The 17,144-nt window shown below is 59.1% G+C and carries 14 protein-coding genes and 1 pseudogene; 1 reads left to right on the top strand and 14 read right to left on the bottom strand.

Annotation, left to right across the window (positions count from 1 at the left end; all coding sequences use genetic code 11):
* The 13 genes and pseudogenes from QSJ36_RS04890 to QSJ36_RS04830 form a co-directional block, all read right to left on the bottom strand.
* Positions 1-1,185 (bottom strand): annotated as a pseudogene (locus tag QSJ36_RS04890) (hypothetical protein); the annotation flags it as partial.
* A gap of 375 nt (positions 1,186-1,560) precedes the next feature.
* Positions 1,561-2,118, bottom strand: coding sequence for a DUF5069 domain-containing protein (locus QSJ36_RS04885; RefSeq protein ID WP_102722701.1), 558 nt, complete (start codon positions 2,116-2,118; stop codon positions 1,561-1,563).
* A complete protein-coding gene (gene atpC, locus QSJ36_RS04880) occupies positions 2,115-2,537 on the bottom strand; it encodes an ATP synthase F1 subunit epsilon (RefSeq protein ID WP_022397539.1) in 423 nt (140 codons plus the stop codon). The genes QSJ36_RS04885 and atpC overlap by 4 nt, the downstream gene beginning before the upstream one ends.
* A gap of 23 nt (positions 2,538-2,560) precedes the next feature.
* Positions 2,561-3,979, bottom strand: coding sequence for a F0F1 ATP synthase subunit beta (atpD, locus tag QSJ36_RS04875; RefSeq protein ID WP_102730141.1), 1,419 nt, complete (start codon positions 3,977-3,979; stop codon positions 2,561-2,563).
* Between the two features lie 77 nt (positions 3,980-4,056).
* The gene (gene atpG, locus QSJ36_RS04870) at positions 4,057-4,929 is read right to left on the bottom strand and encodes an ATP synthase F1 subunit gamma (protein ID WP_253231954.1); all 873 of its coding nucleotides are present in this window, start codon (positions 4,927-4,929) and stop codon (positions 4,057-4,059) included.
* A gap of 21 nt (positions 4,930-4,950) precedes the next feature.
* Positions 4,951-6,483 carry a F0F1 ATP synthase subunit alpha gene (gene atpA / locus QSJ36_RS04865; RefSeq protein WP_215443565.1) on the bottom strand — a complete coding sequence of 511 codons (1,533 nt, stop codon included), beginning with the start codon at positions 6,481-6,483 and terminating at the stop codon, positions 4,951-4,953.
* Between the two features lie 18 nt (positions 6,484-6,501).
* On the bottom strand, positions 6,502-6,909 hold the full coding sequence (locus QSJ36_RS04860) for a F0F1 ATP synthase subunit delta (RefSeq protein ID WP_102728746.1): 408 nt from the start codon (positions 6,907-6,909) through the stop codon (positions 6,502-6,504).
* An 8-nt stretch (positions 6,910-6,917) separates the two neighbouring features.
* Positions 6,918-7,445: an ATP synthase F0 subunit B gene (locus QSJ36_RS04855; protein WP_022397544.1), complete on the bottom strand. Its 528-nt coding sequence runs from the start codon at positions 7,443-7,445 to the stop codon at positions 6,918-6,920.
* A gap of 102 nt (positions 7,446-7,547) precedes the next feature.
* On the bottom strand, positions 7,548-7,769 hold the full coding sequence (locus QSJ36_RS04850) for a h+transporting two-sector ATPase C subunit (protein ID WP_022397545.1): 222 nt from the start codon (positions 7,767-7,769) through the stop codon (positions 7,548-7,550).
* An 82-nt stretch (positions 7,770-7,851) separates the two neighbouring features.
* Positions 7,852-8,790 carry a F0F1 ATP synthase subunit A gene (locus tag QSJ36_RS04845; RefSeq protein ID WP_285467341.1) on the bottom strand — a complete coding sequence of 313 codons (939 nt, stop codon included), beginning with the start codon at positions 8,788-8,790 and terminating at the stop codon, positions 7,852-7,854.
* A gap of 326 nt (positions 8,791-9,116) precedes the next feature.
* Complete coding sequence (locus QSJ36_RS04840; RefSeq protein WP_285467340.1) at positions 9,117-11,318, bottom strand: hypothetical protein; 2,202 nt, start codon at positions 11,316-11,318, stop codon at positions 9,117-9,119.
* 218 nt (positions 11,319-11,536) lie between these two features.
* The gene (locus QSJ36_RS04835) at positions 11,537-14,032 is read right to left on the bottom strand and encodes a penicillin-binding transpeptidase domain-containing protein (RefSeq protein ID WP_285467339.1); all 2,496 of its coding nucleotides are present in this window, start codon (positions 14,030-14,032) and stop codon (positions 11,537-11,539) included.
* A gap of 32 nt (positions 14,033-14,064) precedes the next feature.
* A complete protein-coding gene (locus tag QSJ36_RS04830) occupies positions 14,065-14,694 on the bottom strand; it encodes a L,D-transpeptidase (RefSeq protein WP_022397549.1) in 630 nt (209 codons plus the stop codon).
* Between QSJ36_RS04830 and QSJ36_RS04825 the strand changes: the two genes are divergently transcribed.
* Positions 14,693-15,943, top strand: a complete 1,251-nt coding sequence (locus QSJ36_RS04825) for a DUF5009 domain-containing protein (RefSeq protein WP_285467338.1) — start codon at positions 14,693-14,695, stop codon at positions 15,941-15,943. The two genes, QSJ36_RS04830 and QSJ36_RS04825, sit on opposite strands and share 2 nt — an antisense overlap.
* Positions 15,944-16,126: 183 nt before the next feature.
* Here the strand turns inward: QSJ36_RS04825 and QSJ36_RS04820 are convergent, their stop codons facing one another.
* Entirely contained in the window at positions 16,127-16,960 is an 834-nt protein-coding gene (locus QSJ36_RS04820; RefSeq protein ID WP_022397551.1) for a PEP-CTERM sorting domain-containing protein, read from the bottom strand.
* Positions 16,961-17,144: the final 184 nt, after the last annotated feature.

Below are 17,144 nucleotides of genomic sequence, written 5' to 3'. Positions count from 1 at the left end.
GGAACTGCCCGTGGGTCGTTTGACGGAGATCTGTCCGGTTTCGGGATTGCAGGAGGCGGTCCATTCGAGGGGATGCTTGTAGCGCAGGGTGATGGGACATGGGGAGGAAGGTTCGGCAAGGGTGCGGGGAACGGGGGAATTACTTCCTCCTGCCCCTCCTGAGTCTCCGGTTCCTACTTCAAGCAATCCTTCGCAGTCGTCGGCTCCATCCGGGTTACCGCCGAAGAAATGGGAGGTGTTCTTGCTGCAATCGGACTGTTCGACGTCTTCGTCGCAATCACAGGAACAGGGACATGGACAGCCTCCTTCCTCCGGCTCGCTGGAGGAAGAAGAGAGGGAACTGGAACTACTGCTGGAAGAGGAACTGGAGCTGGAAGAACTCGATGAACTTGACGAGGACCAGGAAGAACTGCTTGACGAGAAAGAGCTGGAGCTACTCAAGGAACTTGAGGACGAAGAACTCGAACTGCTGGAGGACGACGAACTGGAAGAAGAAGGCGGCGCGCTGCTGGAGGAATCCGGAGGCTCGGGAGCCGAAGAACTCGGCTGGAAACTGGATGAAGACGAAGAGCTGCTGGAAGAAGAACTGCTTGACGAGGAGGAGCTGGAACTGCTGCTTGACCTGGGGTCAAATTCAAACGAATCTCCTCCCCCTGCCGAACTGCTCGACGAGTCCCCTTCCTCCTCTTCCTGGTACAGGTTGACCAGCGTCAGCACCGTCTCTCCTTGCTTGCCGGGAGGCATCGTCTCCTTTGAAAGGTAATAGTCCAGGTCGGGCTCGCCTTCCTTGTCGCATATCAGGGCAACGCAGAACTCCTCTTCCGACCCCAAGGAAGGCTGGTATTGATGGACAATGTGGCACCAATAGTATCCCTGGTCGAACTGGATCTGGCGGCGGAGAGGAGCGGAAGATCCGGCCTCCGTGGAGAGTTCCAGATCCTTGGCGGGAATGGAAAGGGAAATGGAGGAGCGGGCGTGAAGGTGGAGAAAACAGGTGGCGGGAGCCATGACCTTGAGGTATCCGAACCATTCGTGGCGGGTGGGGGAGGAAGCAGTTCGTTTGGGGATAAGGACGGGAGCGGAGAGGCCGTTGACCAGGAAGTTGCCCTGGGGCTGTCCGTTGGGGTACATGGGAATGAAGGGGTAGACGGTGTCCATGGCGCCGATGTTGAAAGTGTTGTTCATGGCAATGAAATGATGTTGGTTCAATGGTTGCAACTACCATGAGAACAAGAATTACCAGTGTGAACACGCCGGGAACGTTATGGTATTCAAATACACGATAATATTATCAACATAGGTATTTCATAAAATACATAATACTTCTTCTGATTCTCTTGGTTAATCAAGGCGACAATACAGATTTTTCCAGCGACCATCTTTAAAGTCCCAATCAAGCACAAGACATCTGATCATCCCTATCCAGGACGCTAGATACCGCCGGTCAGCGAACTTTCTTTCCTCCTATAAGATTTCCCTGGAAGCACCGTCTAACCGAACGACAGTTCTACAAACGCTCTGCTTCACCAAGCCTCCTCTCACCGTCACGATGCAGAAACATCATTCACCATCGACCGGTTTGGCCGTGGAGCTCAGCGTGCACTGGCGCACGTAGTCGTACACCTTGGGGTCACTGTCTCCCGCGGCCCAGACCACTCGCAGGAAGTCAGCGGGATGGATGTTGCCGTGTTCCCGGAAGAAGCGGCGGTCGTTCTCACAGCAGTAGATGATGTCATCCCCCATGGAGCCGGCCAGCTTGGCCCGCGCCTTGGCAATCAGGCGCGGAAGGTAGGGAAGGCCGCTGAGTTCATCCCCGAAGCCCGGCAGGTCATACCCGATGACGGGCTTGCCTTGGTAAAACTGCCCGTGCTGGATGGTCAGGAAGAAGTCCCTGCGCGCCGCGGCCATCAATAGTACCGTGGTGGGGGAAGGTTCTCCCGTGCGGGCATAGAGTTCCACAAAGTCAAACAGTTCCCGCGTGCGGCAGCCGATGGAGGACAGGAAGATGATTTCCTGGTCCGTAAAGAAGCCGTCCACATTCCTGTGGCCTTCATGGTAACGCCCCACCGCCTCGCGGAAAAGGTCGTAAAACGTGTCGTTCCAGTCTTCCGCCATCATCTGCCTGGGGATTTGTGTTTGCGCTTGAAGTTGAGCATCATGATCTGCTTGGTCAGGTTCGCCTCAAACCGGGCCTGTTCCTCGCGGGACATTTCCGAGCGGGCCTTCAACACTTCCTGCGCTTCCTGAATGGCCCGTTCCACGCTGCCTTCGTCAATCTGGGAGGAGTTGAGGGCGAGGTCGGTCACCATCAGGACGTGGTCGTCATTAACCTGCACAAAGCCGGTGCCCACCACCATGCTTTCCTCAGGGCCGTCCATGGGCTTGTAGCGGAGTTCCCCCGGTTCCAGGGAGGTAATCAGGGCCGTATGATGTTCCAGCACGCCCATCTCCCCAAGACTGCCGGGCAGGTAAACGTATTCCACGGTGGCGGCAACCGCCACTTCATCCGGGGTAATGACTTTGAACTCCATGCTCATGGTTTGGAACGACGGGAAAAGGGTTATTTGGCTTCCTTGAGGACGTCATCTATGCCGCCGCGCATGAAGAAGGCGTCTTCCGGAACCATGTCCAGCTTGCCTTCCAGGATTTCCTTGAAGCCGCGGACGGTTTCCGAGACGGGCACGTAAGCGCCGGGAATGCTGGAGAAGACTTCCGCCACGTGGAACGGCTGGGTGAGGAAGCGCTGGATTTTGCGGGCGCGGCTCACGATGAGCTTGTCTTCTTCCGAAAGCTCGTCCATGCCCAGAATGGCAATCATGTCCTGAAGGTCCTTGTAGCGCTGCAGCACCATCTGCACGCCGCGCGCCACTTCGTAATGCTCGTTCCCCACGATTTCCGGAGCCAGGGCCTTGGAGGTGGAGGACAGCGGCTCCACCGCAGGGAAGAGCCCCTGGGCCGCCAAAGAGCGTTCCAGCACCACCGTGGAGTCCAGGTGGGCGAAGGTGGTGGCCGGAGCCGGGTCCGTCAGGTCGTCCGCAGGAACGTACACGGCCTGCATGGAGGTGATGGAACCGTGCTTGGTGGAGGTGATGCGTTCCTGAAGGTCCGCCATTTCCTCCGCCAGGTTTGGCTGGTAGCCCACGGCGGACGGCGTGCGACCCAGCAGGGCAGACACTTCCGACCCCGCCTGGGAGAAACGGAAAATGTTGTCAATGAAGAGAAGTACGTCCTTGTGCTCCTCGTCGCGGAAGTATTCCGCCATCGTCAGGGCGGACAGGGCCACGCGCAGACGGGCGCCGGGAGGCTCGTTCATCTGGCCGTACACCAGGGCCACCTTGGATTCCTCCGGCTTTTCCAGATTAATCACGCCGGATTCTATCATTTCATTGTACAAGTCGTTCCCTTCACGGGTGCGTTCCCCCACCCCCGCAAAGACGGAGAGGCCGCTGCGCGCCTTGGCAATGTTGTTGATGAGTTCCATGATGAGCACGGTCTTGCCCACCCCCGCGCCGCCGAAGGCGCCGATTTTGCCGCCTTTCAGGAAAGGGCAGATGAGGTCGATTACTTTGATGCCCGTTTCCAGCACTTCCGTGCTGGTGGATTGCTCGTCCAGCGGCGGAGCGCTGCGGTGAATGCTTTTCATGCCCGAGCAGGAGAGCGCGCCGCGTTCGTCCACGGCTTCACCCAGCACATTGAAGATGCGGCCAAGAACGCACTGCCCCACCGGTACCTCAATGGGGTGCCCCGTATCGCGCACGGGCATGCCGCGGCGCAGGCCGTCCGTGGAACTCATGGCCACGGCGCGCACCCAGCCGTCGCCGATGTGCTGCTGGACTTCCAGCACCAGGGTCTTGCGCTTTCCGTCGACTTCATAGTCCACTTCCAGGGCATTGAGCAGGGCGGGAAGCGTTTCAGCCTGGGAGAAATCCGCATCGACCACGGCGCCGATGATCTGAACGAGAGTGCCTGTGTTATTCATCATGAGAAAAACTTGGTGTTGAAATGGAAGGGATGAGGGTTTTGTTTGAAAAAGGGGTGAAAGAAGCGGAGTCCACGTTATTCCATGGCGCGCATGGCCGTGGTGATTTCCAACAGTTCATTGGTGATTTGCGTCTGGCGCGCCTTGTTGTAATCCAGGGTAAGGCCGTCGATGATGTTTTTGGCGTTTTCCGTGGCCCCCTTCATGGCGACCATGCGGGCGGAGTGCTCGGATGCACGGGCTTCCAGCACGATCTGGACCAGCCCGTGGAAGACGTAAAGAGGCAGGATGGTATCCAGCAATGCGGCGGGGCTCGGTTCCAGCAGGAATTGCTTATGGGCGTCTTCTCCGTCCAGGGCTGCGCCCCCGGCCTTCGCCATCTTCATCAACGGTTCCGGTTCAATGGGGAGAAGCTGGCGGAAGATAGGCTTCTGGACCATTGTGTTCACAAAGCCGGAGAAGGCTACGAAGACGCGCCCGTATTCCTCCGCCTTGAATTTCTGCACAATGAAGTCGAACACCGGCTTCAGTTCCAGCAGGGAGAGCGGGTCCGTCAGGCTCCAGGTGGCTTCCAGCCGTTCATTCCATTTGGCCAGCGCGGCGTTCAGCTTGCGGCCGATGGTGATGTAGTGGGCGTTTTCCGGAGCGTGCTCCCGGGTCATTTTGATGAGGTTGGCATTCAGGCCGCCGCAGAGGCCGCGGTCCGTGTTCACCAGCAGCACCAGGTCCGCGCCGCCGTGGGTCTGCATCAGGGGGCTGTTGCTGGTGTCTATTTCATCCTGAAGATGGTAGAGCACTTCCGCCAAGGCGCGGACATAGGGGCGCCCCTTCACGGCCTGGTCCTGGGCGCGGCGCATCTTGGCGGAGGCCACCATCTGCATCGCCCTGGTGATCTGGGACGTGTTTTTGACGGATTTGATCCGGCGTCTGATGTCTCTCAGGTTGCCCATGTTTCAGTGCTCCCGTAATCGTTAGTTCCAACTGAGCTTGAAGGATTCAATGGCGGCTTTAAGCCCTGCGTCTATTTCCGGCGTCAGATCCTTTTCCCTCAGGATGCTTTCCAGCAGGTCCGGATGCTGGTCCTTCATGGTGGCTTCCCACGCGTTCTGGCATTCCTTGATCCTGTCCACCGGAACATCGTCAAAGTATCCCTTCTGCATGGCGTACAGATCCGCGGCCTCCAGCCCCAGGGATTTGGGCTCATACTGGTTCTGCTTGAAGAGTTCCACGATGCGCTGGCCGCGGGCCAGCTTGGCCTTCGTGCTGGGGTCCAGGTCGGAACCGAATTGGGCGAAGGCCTGCAATTCCGTGAATTGGGCCAAGTCCAGCTTGATGGAGCCGGCCAGCTTTTTGATGATTTTCGTCTGGGCGGAGGAACCCACCCGGGAGACGGAAATGCCCACGTTGATGGCGGGGCGCACCCCCTGGTAGAACAGGTCCGTTTCCAGGAATATCTGGCCGTCCGTGATGGAAATGACGTTTGTGGGGATGTAGGCGGAAACGTCCCCGGCCTGCGTTTCAATGATGGGGAGGGCCGTCAGGGAACCGCCGCCGTGTTCCTTGTTGATGCGCGCGGCGCGTTCCAGCAGGCGGCTGTGCAGGTAGAATACGTCCCCCGGATACGCCTCGCGACCGGAGGGGCGGCGCAGAATCAGGGAAATCTGGCGGTAGGCCACGGCATGCTTGGAGAGGTCGTCGTAGACGATGAGAGCGTCCTCCCCCTTGTCCATGAAGTATTCGCCCATCGCGCAGCCGGCATACGGGGCCAGGTACAGCATGGCGGCAGGGTCGGAGGCGGAGGCCGCCACCACGATGGAGTATTTCATGGCGCCCGTTTCTTCCAGCTTTGCCACGAGGCGGCTGATGTTGGCGCGCTTCTGGCCGATAGCCACGTAGATGTTGTAAAGGGGCTGGTGGTCCGGCAGCTTGCCTTCCTCCGCCAGGCGGTTCTGGTCCGCCTGGGCGATCATGGTATCCATGGCAATGGCGGTTTTCCCGGTGGCGCGGTCCCCAATGATAAGCTCGCGCTGGCCGCGGCCGATGGGAATCATGGCGTCAATGGGCAGAATGCCCGTCTGCACGGGAACAGTGACGGACTGGCGGGAGATAATGCCGGAGGCGATTTTTTCCACAGGATAATACGCTTCCGCCTCAATCGGCCCCTTGCCGTCAATCGGCTCTCCCAGCGTGTTCACCACGCGGCCCAGCAGGGACCGCCCCACGGGCACGGAAAGAAGGCGTCCGGAGCATTTGACCAGGTCCCCTTCCTTCAAATTGGAATCATCCCCCAGAATCACGGCGCCCACCTCATGTTCTTCCAGGTTCATCGCCAGGCCCATCACGCCCCCGGGGAACTCAATCATTTCATTGAGCATCACGCCGCTCAGCCCTTCGATTTTGGCGACGCCGTCCCCCACGGAACGAATAATGCCCACGTTTTCCTGGCTGACGGAAGCCGTGGCTTTTTTAATTTCTGCTTCGAGTTCTTGAAGTATGTTGCTCATGGAAAAAAGTTTCGTTGGTTAATTAGAAAGATTGCGGGCCATCTCGGCCAGACGGTCGATTCTGGAGCGTACGGAACCGTCTTTCACGTCGTCCCCCACCTGGATGCGGATGCCCCCCAGCAGGTCCGGCGCCACCTCCCAGTGGTAGTAGAGGCCGTCGCCATATTTGGCCGTCAGCTTGGCTTGAATTTGGGAGCGTTCCTCCTCTGTCAGCGGTACGGCGCTTTGAATGGTGGCCGTACGGCTTTTCACGGCGTATTCCACCATGCGGGAAAAGGCCGTCAGCAGAGCGACATAGTTACGGGGTTTGCGTTCCGCAATTTTCCGGGCGATCAGGCGCACGCGGTCCTCCGCCACGGTATTCCCGTCCATGCAGAGCCGGAACAGCCTGCGGGCGGCATTGAGCGTGTCCTTTCCGATCTTCATAAAGCGTATCAGGAATCCAGGCTGTCGATCGCTTCCCGGTTGATTCTCCGCTGGTCTTCTTCCGTCAGCATTTTTCCGGTGACCTGCGCGGCAGCCAGGGCCACCAGCTGGCCGAATTGTTCTTTCAGCGCTTCGCGTTCCTTCTGCTGTTCCAGTTCCGCAAGCTGCCGGGCCTTTCTGACTATTTCCTCCGCCTTTTGGGAGGCCACGGTTTCCTGTTCCTCCAGCAGGCGGGAGGCGGCGGCCTTGGCGGCGTCTATCTTTTCCTGTCCCTTTTCGCCCGCTTCCACCAGCATTTCATGCGTCTGTTCCTTCACGGAAGCCAGCTGGCGCTCGCTTTCCTCACGCATTTCCTCTCCCTCCTCAATGCGCTGGCGCCTTTTTTCCAGAACGTTCTGGATGGGCTTGAACGCCAGGTAGCGCAGGATCACCACCATCAGGATGAAGGCGATCAGGTTGGCAACAAAGGGTTCCCAGCTTGTCACCCCGAAGGGCGCAAAGGGATTCCAGGACTGGTCGGCTATGAGATTCAGCATAAAATGAACGGGTTGAAACATGCCGGAAGTTTTCCGGACCGGCAGGAACGGCTGCGCCGCCCCGGAGCGGAAGAAGCTCCCTCCGGGAACGGGGCCTCCGGGTTATTTCACAAAGATGGAGATGAGGGCCACGCCTTCAATCAGGGCGGCCAGCGTAATGGCAATCACCATGATGGGGGAGGAGGCTCCCGGGTTGCGCCCGGTGGCTTCCGCGGCTTTCGCGCCGATGAGGCCGATGCCGAGGCCGGCGCCGATGGTGACGAGGCCGAAGCCCACGTTGCCGGACAGTTCGGCCAGGGAGGTCATTGCGGTAGGATCAATCATGTTATTGGTATGGTTTATGTTTTTTGTTGAACGTTCCCCCACAGGTTGCCCATGGTCCGGAACGGAAAGTTGGCGGTGCGGCTTATGAGGCCTTTCCGGACGGCAGGCTGTCCGGCACGGATGGTTCTTTTCCCTCATCCTTGGCGGCATGGCCGTGGGCATCCCCGCCCCCCACTTGCAGTTTGAGGAAAATCGCCGTCAGGAGGAGGAAGACCAGAGCCTGGATGAAGCCCACCAGCAGCTCAATCGCCAGAAACGGGAGTACGCACAGGGCGCTGAGGACGGGTCCGAACATGTGAGCCATGGTGTCAATGATCGTTTCCCCGGCGTAAATGTTGCCGTAAAGACGGGCCGCCAGCGCAATAGGACGGATCGTAATGCTCAGGACGTCCACCAGCCCCACGAAGATAAAGATGAGCACCAGCACGAATCCCATGAAGCCGGGCAGTCTTCCCTTGGGCCCGAACAAGTGGATGAAGAAGCCTTTCAGGCCCTGTTCCCGGATGGACCAGTAAAGCCACATCAGCGCATAAAAGATGCCCAGGAACATCGTCACGTTCATGTCCGCATTCGCGCCGCGGAACAGCGGCACTCCGTTATAGGTGATGGTCCCTACTCCGGGGAGAAGCCCCATGTAGTTGCTGACCAGGATGATGGTGAAGATGGTTCCGAAGTACCAGAAGTACTTGCGCGTCAGTCGCGGCCCCAGCAGGGATTCCACAAAGTTGTACAGAGTCTCAAAGAAGTATTCCACCGCATTCTGGAACCGGGACGGCAGAATGCGCATGGCGCGGGTGGCGAACCATACGACCACCCCTATCAGCAGAACCGCCAGAAAGAGCATCAGCATGGAGTTGGACACCGGCAGTTCAATGCCGCCTGGAAGCGGAATGGAGAACAAGTGGGGGGCGGCCTGCTCCAGTCCGTGCTCCGCTCCTTCCTCCGCCGCACACGCGCTGCCGCCCATCATGCCGGGCACCGCCAACGCCGCCAACCACAGGAACTGGAAAAATCTGCTCATCGTCTATCTTTCACCATTATCGCGCCAACTCCTGTAAATACGGGAAAAGGGAAGCCATTCCCTTTATTTGACGGTTTTGATTGTGTACTCTCCCCTCCCCCTTGGCAAGCCCAAAACTTGGCACGCACACAAATTATATACATTTGTATATAATCTTAAGGCAGCGGCAGGCTTGCCGTTGCAAAACTCCGTTTTTTCTTCCGGGCATTAAAAAATTTTTCCGGAGATAACTTCCAGAACGGCAGGAACAAGAAGCTTCCGCCATCAACAAAAAAGCTTCCGGAAATTTCTTCCCGGAAGCCTGTAAATCCAATGGGAAACCCCTGTTATTTGGCAGCGGAAATAACGTGGATGTGGTACACGTCCCTGCCGTCCGCGGCCTTGCGCCCCGTAGCATGCACGCCCGTGACGTCGGAGGTGATCACGTCCAGGGTTTCCACGGCCTTCCGGATATCCTTGTTGCCTTCCGCCGCGCTCTTCAGGGCGTCACGGACCGGGACGAGGTTAAGCTGGAATTCCAGCGGAGCCACCTGCCCCGGGGCCTTCATGGATTCCTTGATGATTTCCATGCCGAAGGCCTTCGGCATGCTGATGGCCCAGCGGGTGTCGGAAACGCTCACCACCGGATTCAGGTCGGCGCCCAGCGGGCACTCGTAATCGTAGGTGGTGACATCCCCTTCCACGGAGGATTTGGGGGAGGGCAATTCCGTCATCTTGCCCTGGCTGGCCAGGGTAACGATGGTCTTGGCGGCGTCAGACACTTTCTGCCACGCTTCGCCCAAGGCGGCACGGTTCTTCACTTCATAAGCCGCGGAGAAGCGCGGGGCCGGAACATTCTTGAGCGTGGGACTGGGAGCGCCCTGCATGTCCATGATGAACACGCCGGAATCCGTAAGGCCGGAAAGTGCGGTCTTGTACGCCTTCCAAAGTTCTTCAATGGTGGGCCGGGCCATCTGGAGCATGGGGGCAACCATGCGGATCTGGTCGCTTACGTCATGCTTCGGGTTGGAAATATACGCATTGCCGTAATCCCATACGATCTGGGCAACATTCTCATACAGGGAGCAGCCCATGTCAACAATCTGCGGATTGATGCGGAAGGAAGAATACAGCACCGTATCCGCCCCGGGACGGACGGAGTTCATGGAGGAGGGAGCGTCCAGGAGGTAGAATTCAAGCGGATACGTGCAGGCTTCCACATGCACCCCCTGGTCCTGCCACGCGTAGTAGGAAACGGGCGTGGCATTCTGCGCCACCTTTTCATACAGCCCAAGTAGGCTGCCCTTCATGGAATCAAGCGCGGCCATGGAAGGAGCCAGATCGGCAATCTTCCAGTCGGCGCCTACCGTCTGCATCAGGTCCTTCAACCCGGAGAACATGCCCTTGTAGTAGGCGATGTCCAGGTTAATAAGGCCCTTGGCGCAAGCCTTGTCCGCAAATATCAGGCCATAGGCGGGATACTGGAGCTGGGCGTCAGCCATGGAGAAATCCGGACGCGCCAGAACAGAATCCTGGGGAGAAGCCGCCAGGCGGACCTGCTTTTCAGGATTGGTGGTTATAAAGCCCACCAGGGTATCATCCACGAAAGCGACGGCCACATACAGCTTGGATTCGTCCAGACGCTTGAGAGCCGCCTTGAGACGGTCCAGATTTTCCTGGGAGACGGTTATCTGGGCTTTAGCCTCTTCCAGCCTTTCTTCCAGCTTCGCCCGCAGTTTCTTGCAGTCCACTTCCGCTACCTTGCAAGCCAGGCCGTTGTAGGTCTTGTCATACAGGGAAACAATGCCGTGCAGTTCCATGTCTTCCGGGAGATTGGCGTCCTTCAGGGTAGCCTTGGCCTGGGCAAGGGCTTCCGGCGTCAATTTGGCGGCTACCATTACGGGAGCCGTCGCGGCCTGAGAGGGGCGCATATCCACCAAATCAATCCACTTAATGAGCATTTCAGTATATCTGTTGCCCATTACTTCCACTTCTGCGTCACTAGCTTTCTTGTTACCATTGATTAAATCCTGGTAAAGCTTATAACCGGACAGAATTCCCTTCATTTGGTGCAATCCCATGCCGGTAAAAGCGGGCTGCGCGCTATCCATCCACGGAGCCCATTCGGGGCCGAAGCCAATCATCGCGTCAATGACGGGGGTGTTGACGGAGCACTTTTTCCGGACGGGCTTGGGTGCATCCTCTCCCGGAATGGCTATGGATTCATCAGCGTCTTCCCCAGCGGAGCAGGAACCCCAGGTTTTGACCATGTTCAGATTCTGAACGCTCCTGATCATGCCGGGGACGTCGTAAACACCGGCTACAATACCCATGTCCATGGGAAAGAGGGCGGCGATTCCGAGCCGTTCCGCACGCTTCGCCACCAGATCGGAAGCAACGGGGGCGGAGGGATCAAGCGAAGAAGCCGGGGTTAAGCCGGCGGCATCCTGTCCGGCCTTGGCGGAAGATGATTTATTGTCGTCAGAGCAGGCGGCAAGAGCGCAGGTCAGCGCAAAACAGGGTATGGAGTAGAAATAATGCGTTTTCATTATCTTTAAACGTGGGGGTCATGATGCCATCCAACAAAAGCGCCGCTCCTTACGGCAACAGTCTCATCGACGCGCACCATCCGCATTATATAGGCGCTTCCACGCAATGACGCAAGCACAATGAAAAGCATTAACGGGCCAAAGGCCATGCATGACCTTGTTACGGCGAACGCCCTGAAAAGCATTGCCGGACGATTCCGCCTTCCTTAAAAGCCGGTCTAAAGAGGTTCCGCCATGGGAATGTCATCCTCCGGAAGGGGGGCCTGCGGCGCGGGAGCTCTTACGGGAGAGGAATGGTTGAGATGGCGGGGAATCTGATGGGGAAGGCCGGGAATGTAGTCGGAATCTCCGCGTCGGGGCGTGAGGGGTGCGGCGGAAGGCTCCTCCGACAAGGAAGGCGCGGACGGCCTGGCATGCCCGGAGGAACCGCCCACCGGGGTCGCCTTGATTTCCGCATCGGAAGAGTCGTCCAGATCGGCAGGGATTTCATGAACCTTGATGGGCTCCATTCCTTCCGGATCATACAGGCCGGGCGGCAGATTGTCCGGCACTACGGCAGGCGATCCCCCGCGTTCGCGAAGGGCGGCGGCAGCCGTTTCCGGGGTTTCCTCCACCGGTTCCGCTACCGGGATGTCGTCCTTGGGCGGGTCAATGATGGCCTTGATGTCCTTCTTCTCCGTCTCAAAGAATTCCTTCACGATGGGGGCAGCGGCGGCGCCCCCGCCCAGCCGTTCGTGGGCGCGGCCTTCATACAGCACCACATAGGCGAAGCGGGGATTGTCACAGGGCATGAAGCCGGCGAACCACGCCAGGCGCTTGTCTTCCCGTTCCGGTCCCCACTGGGCCGTGCCGGATTTGCCGGCGATGCTGGAATAGGACAGGCGGGCGCGGCCGCCCGTGCCGCCTTCAATCACCTCCCTCATGCCCTTGCGCACGCTGGCCAGGGCACGTTCATAGGCAGGCAGGGGGCGCTGGACCTCCTGGGGCTTGGGAGCGTAAATGACATTGGCGTTGCCGTCCTGAATCTGCTTGATGAGCTGGAGCCTGGGCAGGTAGCCGTTCGCCACGCCGGACATCATGTGCGCCACCTGGAGGGGCGTGACCAGCAGCGTTCCCTGGCCGATGGAAAGGTTGGCGGCGTCTCCGGACATGAAATCCCGCTTGTAGTTGCGGATCATGTAGTCGCTGGTGGGCACCAGGCCGGGATCGTCCGGAATGGGCAGCCCGGTGCGCTCGCCAAGTCCGAAGGCGCGGGCCGTATCCATCAGGGCTTCCGCTCCCAGCTTGAGCCCCATCTGGTACATGAACGGGTTGTTGGACATCGCCAGGGCGCGGATGCAGTTGATGTCCCCCAGGGGCGTCTTGCTCCAGTTGTTGAAAACGTGGTTGCCGATCGTGATGGATGCCGGGCAGTAGATCTGCGTATTTTCCGTGATCTTGTTGTTTTTCAGGGCGCTGGCCACCGTCAGCACCTTGAAGGTGGAGGCGGGGGGGTAGCGCCCCTGAAAGGCGCGCGCGCCCAGCGGTCCGGCGGGGTCGTTGCGCAGGGCATCGTAATCCTTCTGGGATATGTTCGGAATGAACATGTTCGGGTCATAGGACGGCGTGGAGGCCATTACCAGCACTTCACCCGTTACGCAGTCCAGCACCACCATGGCGCCGCGCCTCTTGCCGCGGGAAAGGATGCGCTCCGCATCCCGCTGCCATTTCAGGTTCAGGGTGGTGACGATGGCGCCGCCGGGCTTGGGGCGTATCTGAAGTTCATCCAGAATCTTGTTGCCGTCCTCGTCAAACATCAGGCGCCATACGCCGGGCGTCCCGGTCAGGTCCTTGTTGAATTCCTTTTCCAGTCCCGCGCGGCCTTCCACCTGTTCCCACAGCGGGTCCATATGGTTGATGGGGCCGGTAGGCAGTTTTCCCTTGGAACCCACATAGCCGATGATATGTCCGGCGATTTCCTTTTCCGGATAGGAACGGATGTAGATGGGCAGCAACTGGAGGCCGCGCACCCCCTTCACCTTGTCCCTCAGTTTTTCCGCTTCCTCCGCGCGGATGACGTTGGTGAGGGGAAGAGGCAGCCAGCGGCGGTGCTCATAGTGCTTCCAGAGCTGGTCATCGGAAAAGGACCACGCCTTTCCGGCAATTTTCTTGGCCTGTTCCAGGCAGTTGCGCCCGAAGTCCACCACGCGGGAACGATCGGGATTTTCAAAAATTTCAAAACGCAGGGCCAGTTGGTAGGCCACGGAGGTCACGGCCAGAGGCTCTCCGTTGCGGTCCAGAATGGGGCCGCGCGGAGCCGGAATCAGCAGGGCCATGGTTCTGGCGGAAGGCCGCGTGCTGGTGTGCGCTTCCCGCGCCGCATCCATCCTTCCCCCCTTGAGGGAGGGAATCAGGGACAGGGAATCCAGGCCGTTCTGCTCCTTCTCCGTTTCCTTGGGCATTTCCGGGGCGTCAGCCACGCCTTCCCGTTCACCGGACGCCGTGCCGGATTCCCTCTTCTTATCCCCCAGGTCAACCGTTTCCACGGCGTCATCCTCTCCGCGCTGCTGCGCCGCAGCCTGGCGCACGGGCGTTCCCCCGCGGGAAGACGAATGGCGTGACGAGGACTGGCCCCAGGCCGTATCCGCCGTCCAGGCGGCCAACCCGGCCAGCAATACCAGGGAACGTATCAGAACCTTCATTTTCATCAGCTTGCAGGAGTGTGACAGATGCACCGTAAGGAATCAACGATTATTCACGCTCGCGCTTATTCCTGAACTACTACGGTTGTTCCCATGCCGCATTTGTCAAACAAAATGCGGCATGCCTCCACAGGCACCCGGATGCACCCGTGGGAATTGGCGTCCCGGAACACCGTGCCCACATGCAGCCCTATCCCGCCGTGAATGCGCATCCACAGCGGCATCTTGGCGCCGATGAATTTGCCGCCGGACGGCACGCGGGAAGAAGAGGTGGCGTCCGAATTCACGCACAGGCCGCTTGCATCAAACACGCTGCCATAGGACCGGGAGCGGTAGTCCGCATCCTTCTGAATGATGGAGAATTTGCCGCGGGGCGTCTCATGGGTGGATCTGCCGGTGCACACGGGAAAGTTCATGGCCGGTTGGCCGTTGACCCACAGCACGCCGCGCTGGTCCTTCAAATGAATCACGATTTTGCTGTTCCGCGTCTGCGCCTGCCGGATGCGCTCGTCATGGTACCAGATGTCGCGCGTGAAGCGGTACTGGGGGTCCGCTACAAAAGCGTCATAGGAAGAAGAGTACCTGCCGTCCTTCATCAACGGCTTGCCATGCGGAGTCTTGGGCGTGGAGGAACAGGCAGCCAGCAGCAGGGAGACACACAGGAAAAGGAGAAAGGCGAGAGGGGAGCGCGGCATGCGGCCTGCTTTACCCTCTTCCCCCGTGGAAATCAAGCACGATTCCCCTCTGTTCCGGCATGTTTGGAGGAATCCTGATAAAGACGCCCTTTTCCGTCCGTACCTGTTCCCGTTCTTCCTCCCCGCCGCCATGACCGCCTCCTCTTCCGTTCCCGCCCGTTCCCCCCGGCTGCACTCCCTGGATGCCCTGCGCGGGCTGGACATGCTCATCATCCTGGGGCTGGACGCCCTGGTCCTGCTCCTGGCCTCCAGAAATCCGGAAAACGCCTTCCTCCGGGAAGCCGCGCGCCAGATGTCGCATGCCCATTGGGCAGGATTGCACCTGTATGACCTGGTGTTCCCCGTCTTCGTGTTCATCTCTGGCGTTTCCATGTCCTTCTCCCTGGCGAAATACACCGGCGGAAACTCCTCTGCGGCCCCCGGGCTTCTCCACCTTTGGAAACGGGCCTTCGTTCTGGCCTTCCTGGGCCTCCTGGTCAACGGAACGCTTACCTGGACGGAGGATATGCGTTACGCCTCCGTTCTGGGCCTGATCGGCTTTTCCTGCGCCATCGCAGGCACGTGCATCCTGCTGTGCCGCCGCACGGGAGCGATTGCCGCTGCGGCGGGAGGCCTTCTGGGCCTCATCGCCCTGCTTCAATTCACCTGCGGCAGCTTCACGCCGGACGGCTCCGTCAACTCCTGGGTGGACATGCACTGGCTTCCCGGCCGTCTGCACGGAGGCGTCTTTGATCCGGAAGGCCCCCTCTGCATCGCCTCCGCTTCCGCCCTGTGCATGGGCGGATGGCTGGCGGGAAAATTTTTGAAGGAAAGCCGCCTGCCTTCCGTTCGCCTCTGCATGGCGATGATGGGAGCGGGAATCCTCCTCTTTTCCACCGCCCGAATGCTGGACGGCGCCTATCCCATCATTAAAAGCATGTGGACCGGCACCTTCGTTCTGGCCGCTGCCGGAATCTCCCTGATGCTCCTGTCCCTGTTCCATCTGGCCGTCGACGCATGGAACGGCGGAAAATGGGCCAAATGGGCCTTTCCCCTCCGCGTCATCGGCGTCAACGCCCTGGCCGCCTACCTCATCCACGCCCTGCTCAACGTGCATGAACTCAACCAGCGCATCTTCAGCGGCGCGGCGGACTTCTTCCCGCCTTTCCAGCCCGTATTGCTCGCCGTTTCCCTTCTCCTGCTGCAATGGCTGGTTCTGCTCTTTTTTTACAGGCGCCGCGTATCCTTCGCCAAAAGCCCGGCCAAGTGACGGCGTGGATGAAAATCCTGGCCATGAGGCCGGCTCTCTCCGGAAGACACCCCGTCATGAATATTCCCATCCGGAGAGAACCGGACAGCCGCTAAAAACGGTGGCCATGACCGGATAAACAAAAACGCCCCTCCCGTGCAGGAGAGGCGCTTCCGAAAACCAGTCCGGACAGCAACGCCCGGCTCAACGCATCCGGCGGCGGCGCAGCAGGGCCAGCAGAAGACCGGCGGCGGAAAGGCCTGCCGCAGCAGGTTCCGGAACGGGAGCCGCTCCGGTGATGTAATGAATCTTCACGTTGGCCCAGGCCCCCCCATTGGTGGTGATCCAATACTTGCCCACATTTTCTTCCGTAGCTTCCAGCGGACCGTCCGCACGGGTCAGGATATTCCCGTCAGCGTCCCTGACCACATAGTCAACCGTATCAAAGCCGTTGCCGCCCGAGGAGGAGGAAGCGTTCTGACCTAAAAGTTCTCGCACCGCAGTCCCGACGGTTCCGGTGGTCGTGTACGGATCAATGGCGGCCTGGATGGTTCCCCCGCTCGCATTGATCCAGAGGCTGGTCGTCGCAAGACGTCCGTTTAATCCGAAATCCCAAACATACCCCGTGGACAGCCCGCCTCCCAGCGCTCCTGAATTGATGCTGGAATCAATAGTCAAGTTGCCCCAGAGCTGCGTATTGCCTGAGTTCAGGGAAAAAGATTTGTCCATGTCCACGTTCCCTAAAACCAAGGCCCCTCCCGTATTGTTGCTGAGAGTACCTGTGCCTTTCAGAACAAACTGGTCGACATTCCTGTAATTCAGGCTCCCCGCGCCGGCGGTGGAGATGGAGGCGTCACTGTTGATGATGATGCTGTTTCCCGCGCCGAGAGTAGTAGGAGGCACGCCGGCCTCCGTCCAGTTGTCCGCGTCCGTCCAGGAGGATCCGTCCCCGTTTCCCGTCCACTGATAGGTGGCCGCTGCGCCTAGGCCGGACAAGGCAACCAGGACGCAGGAAGCAGTGAATAAGGTTTTCTTCATAAAATCAAAAGTTAAATATGGATATGAATGGATCCGCACCTATCGCCGGACTGCTGCACAAATCCGCTCCCGGGAGCGTTCTGCGGTCAGAAGCCAAGGCTTGGAACCCTGCTTTTTCTAATATCGGATTGCTAATCCGTTACGGAATAGTTCCAATGCCGCATGGTGCGCCGCAAGCCCCTCG

Source organism: Akkermansia sp. NBRC 115031 (genome assembly GCF_030268505.1).
Taxonomy (GTDB): Bacteria; Verrucomicrobiota; Verrucomicrobiia; order Verrucomicrobiales; family Akkermansiaceae; genus Akkermansia; species Akkermansia massiliensis.
Note: the sequence above shows the minus strand (reverse complement) of the source record. Positions and strands in the feature narration are given on the sequence as shown.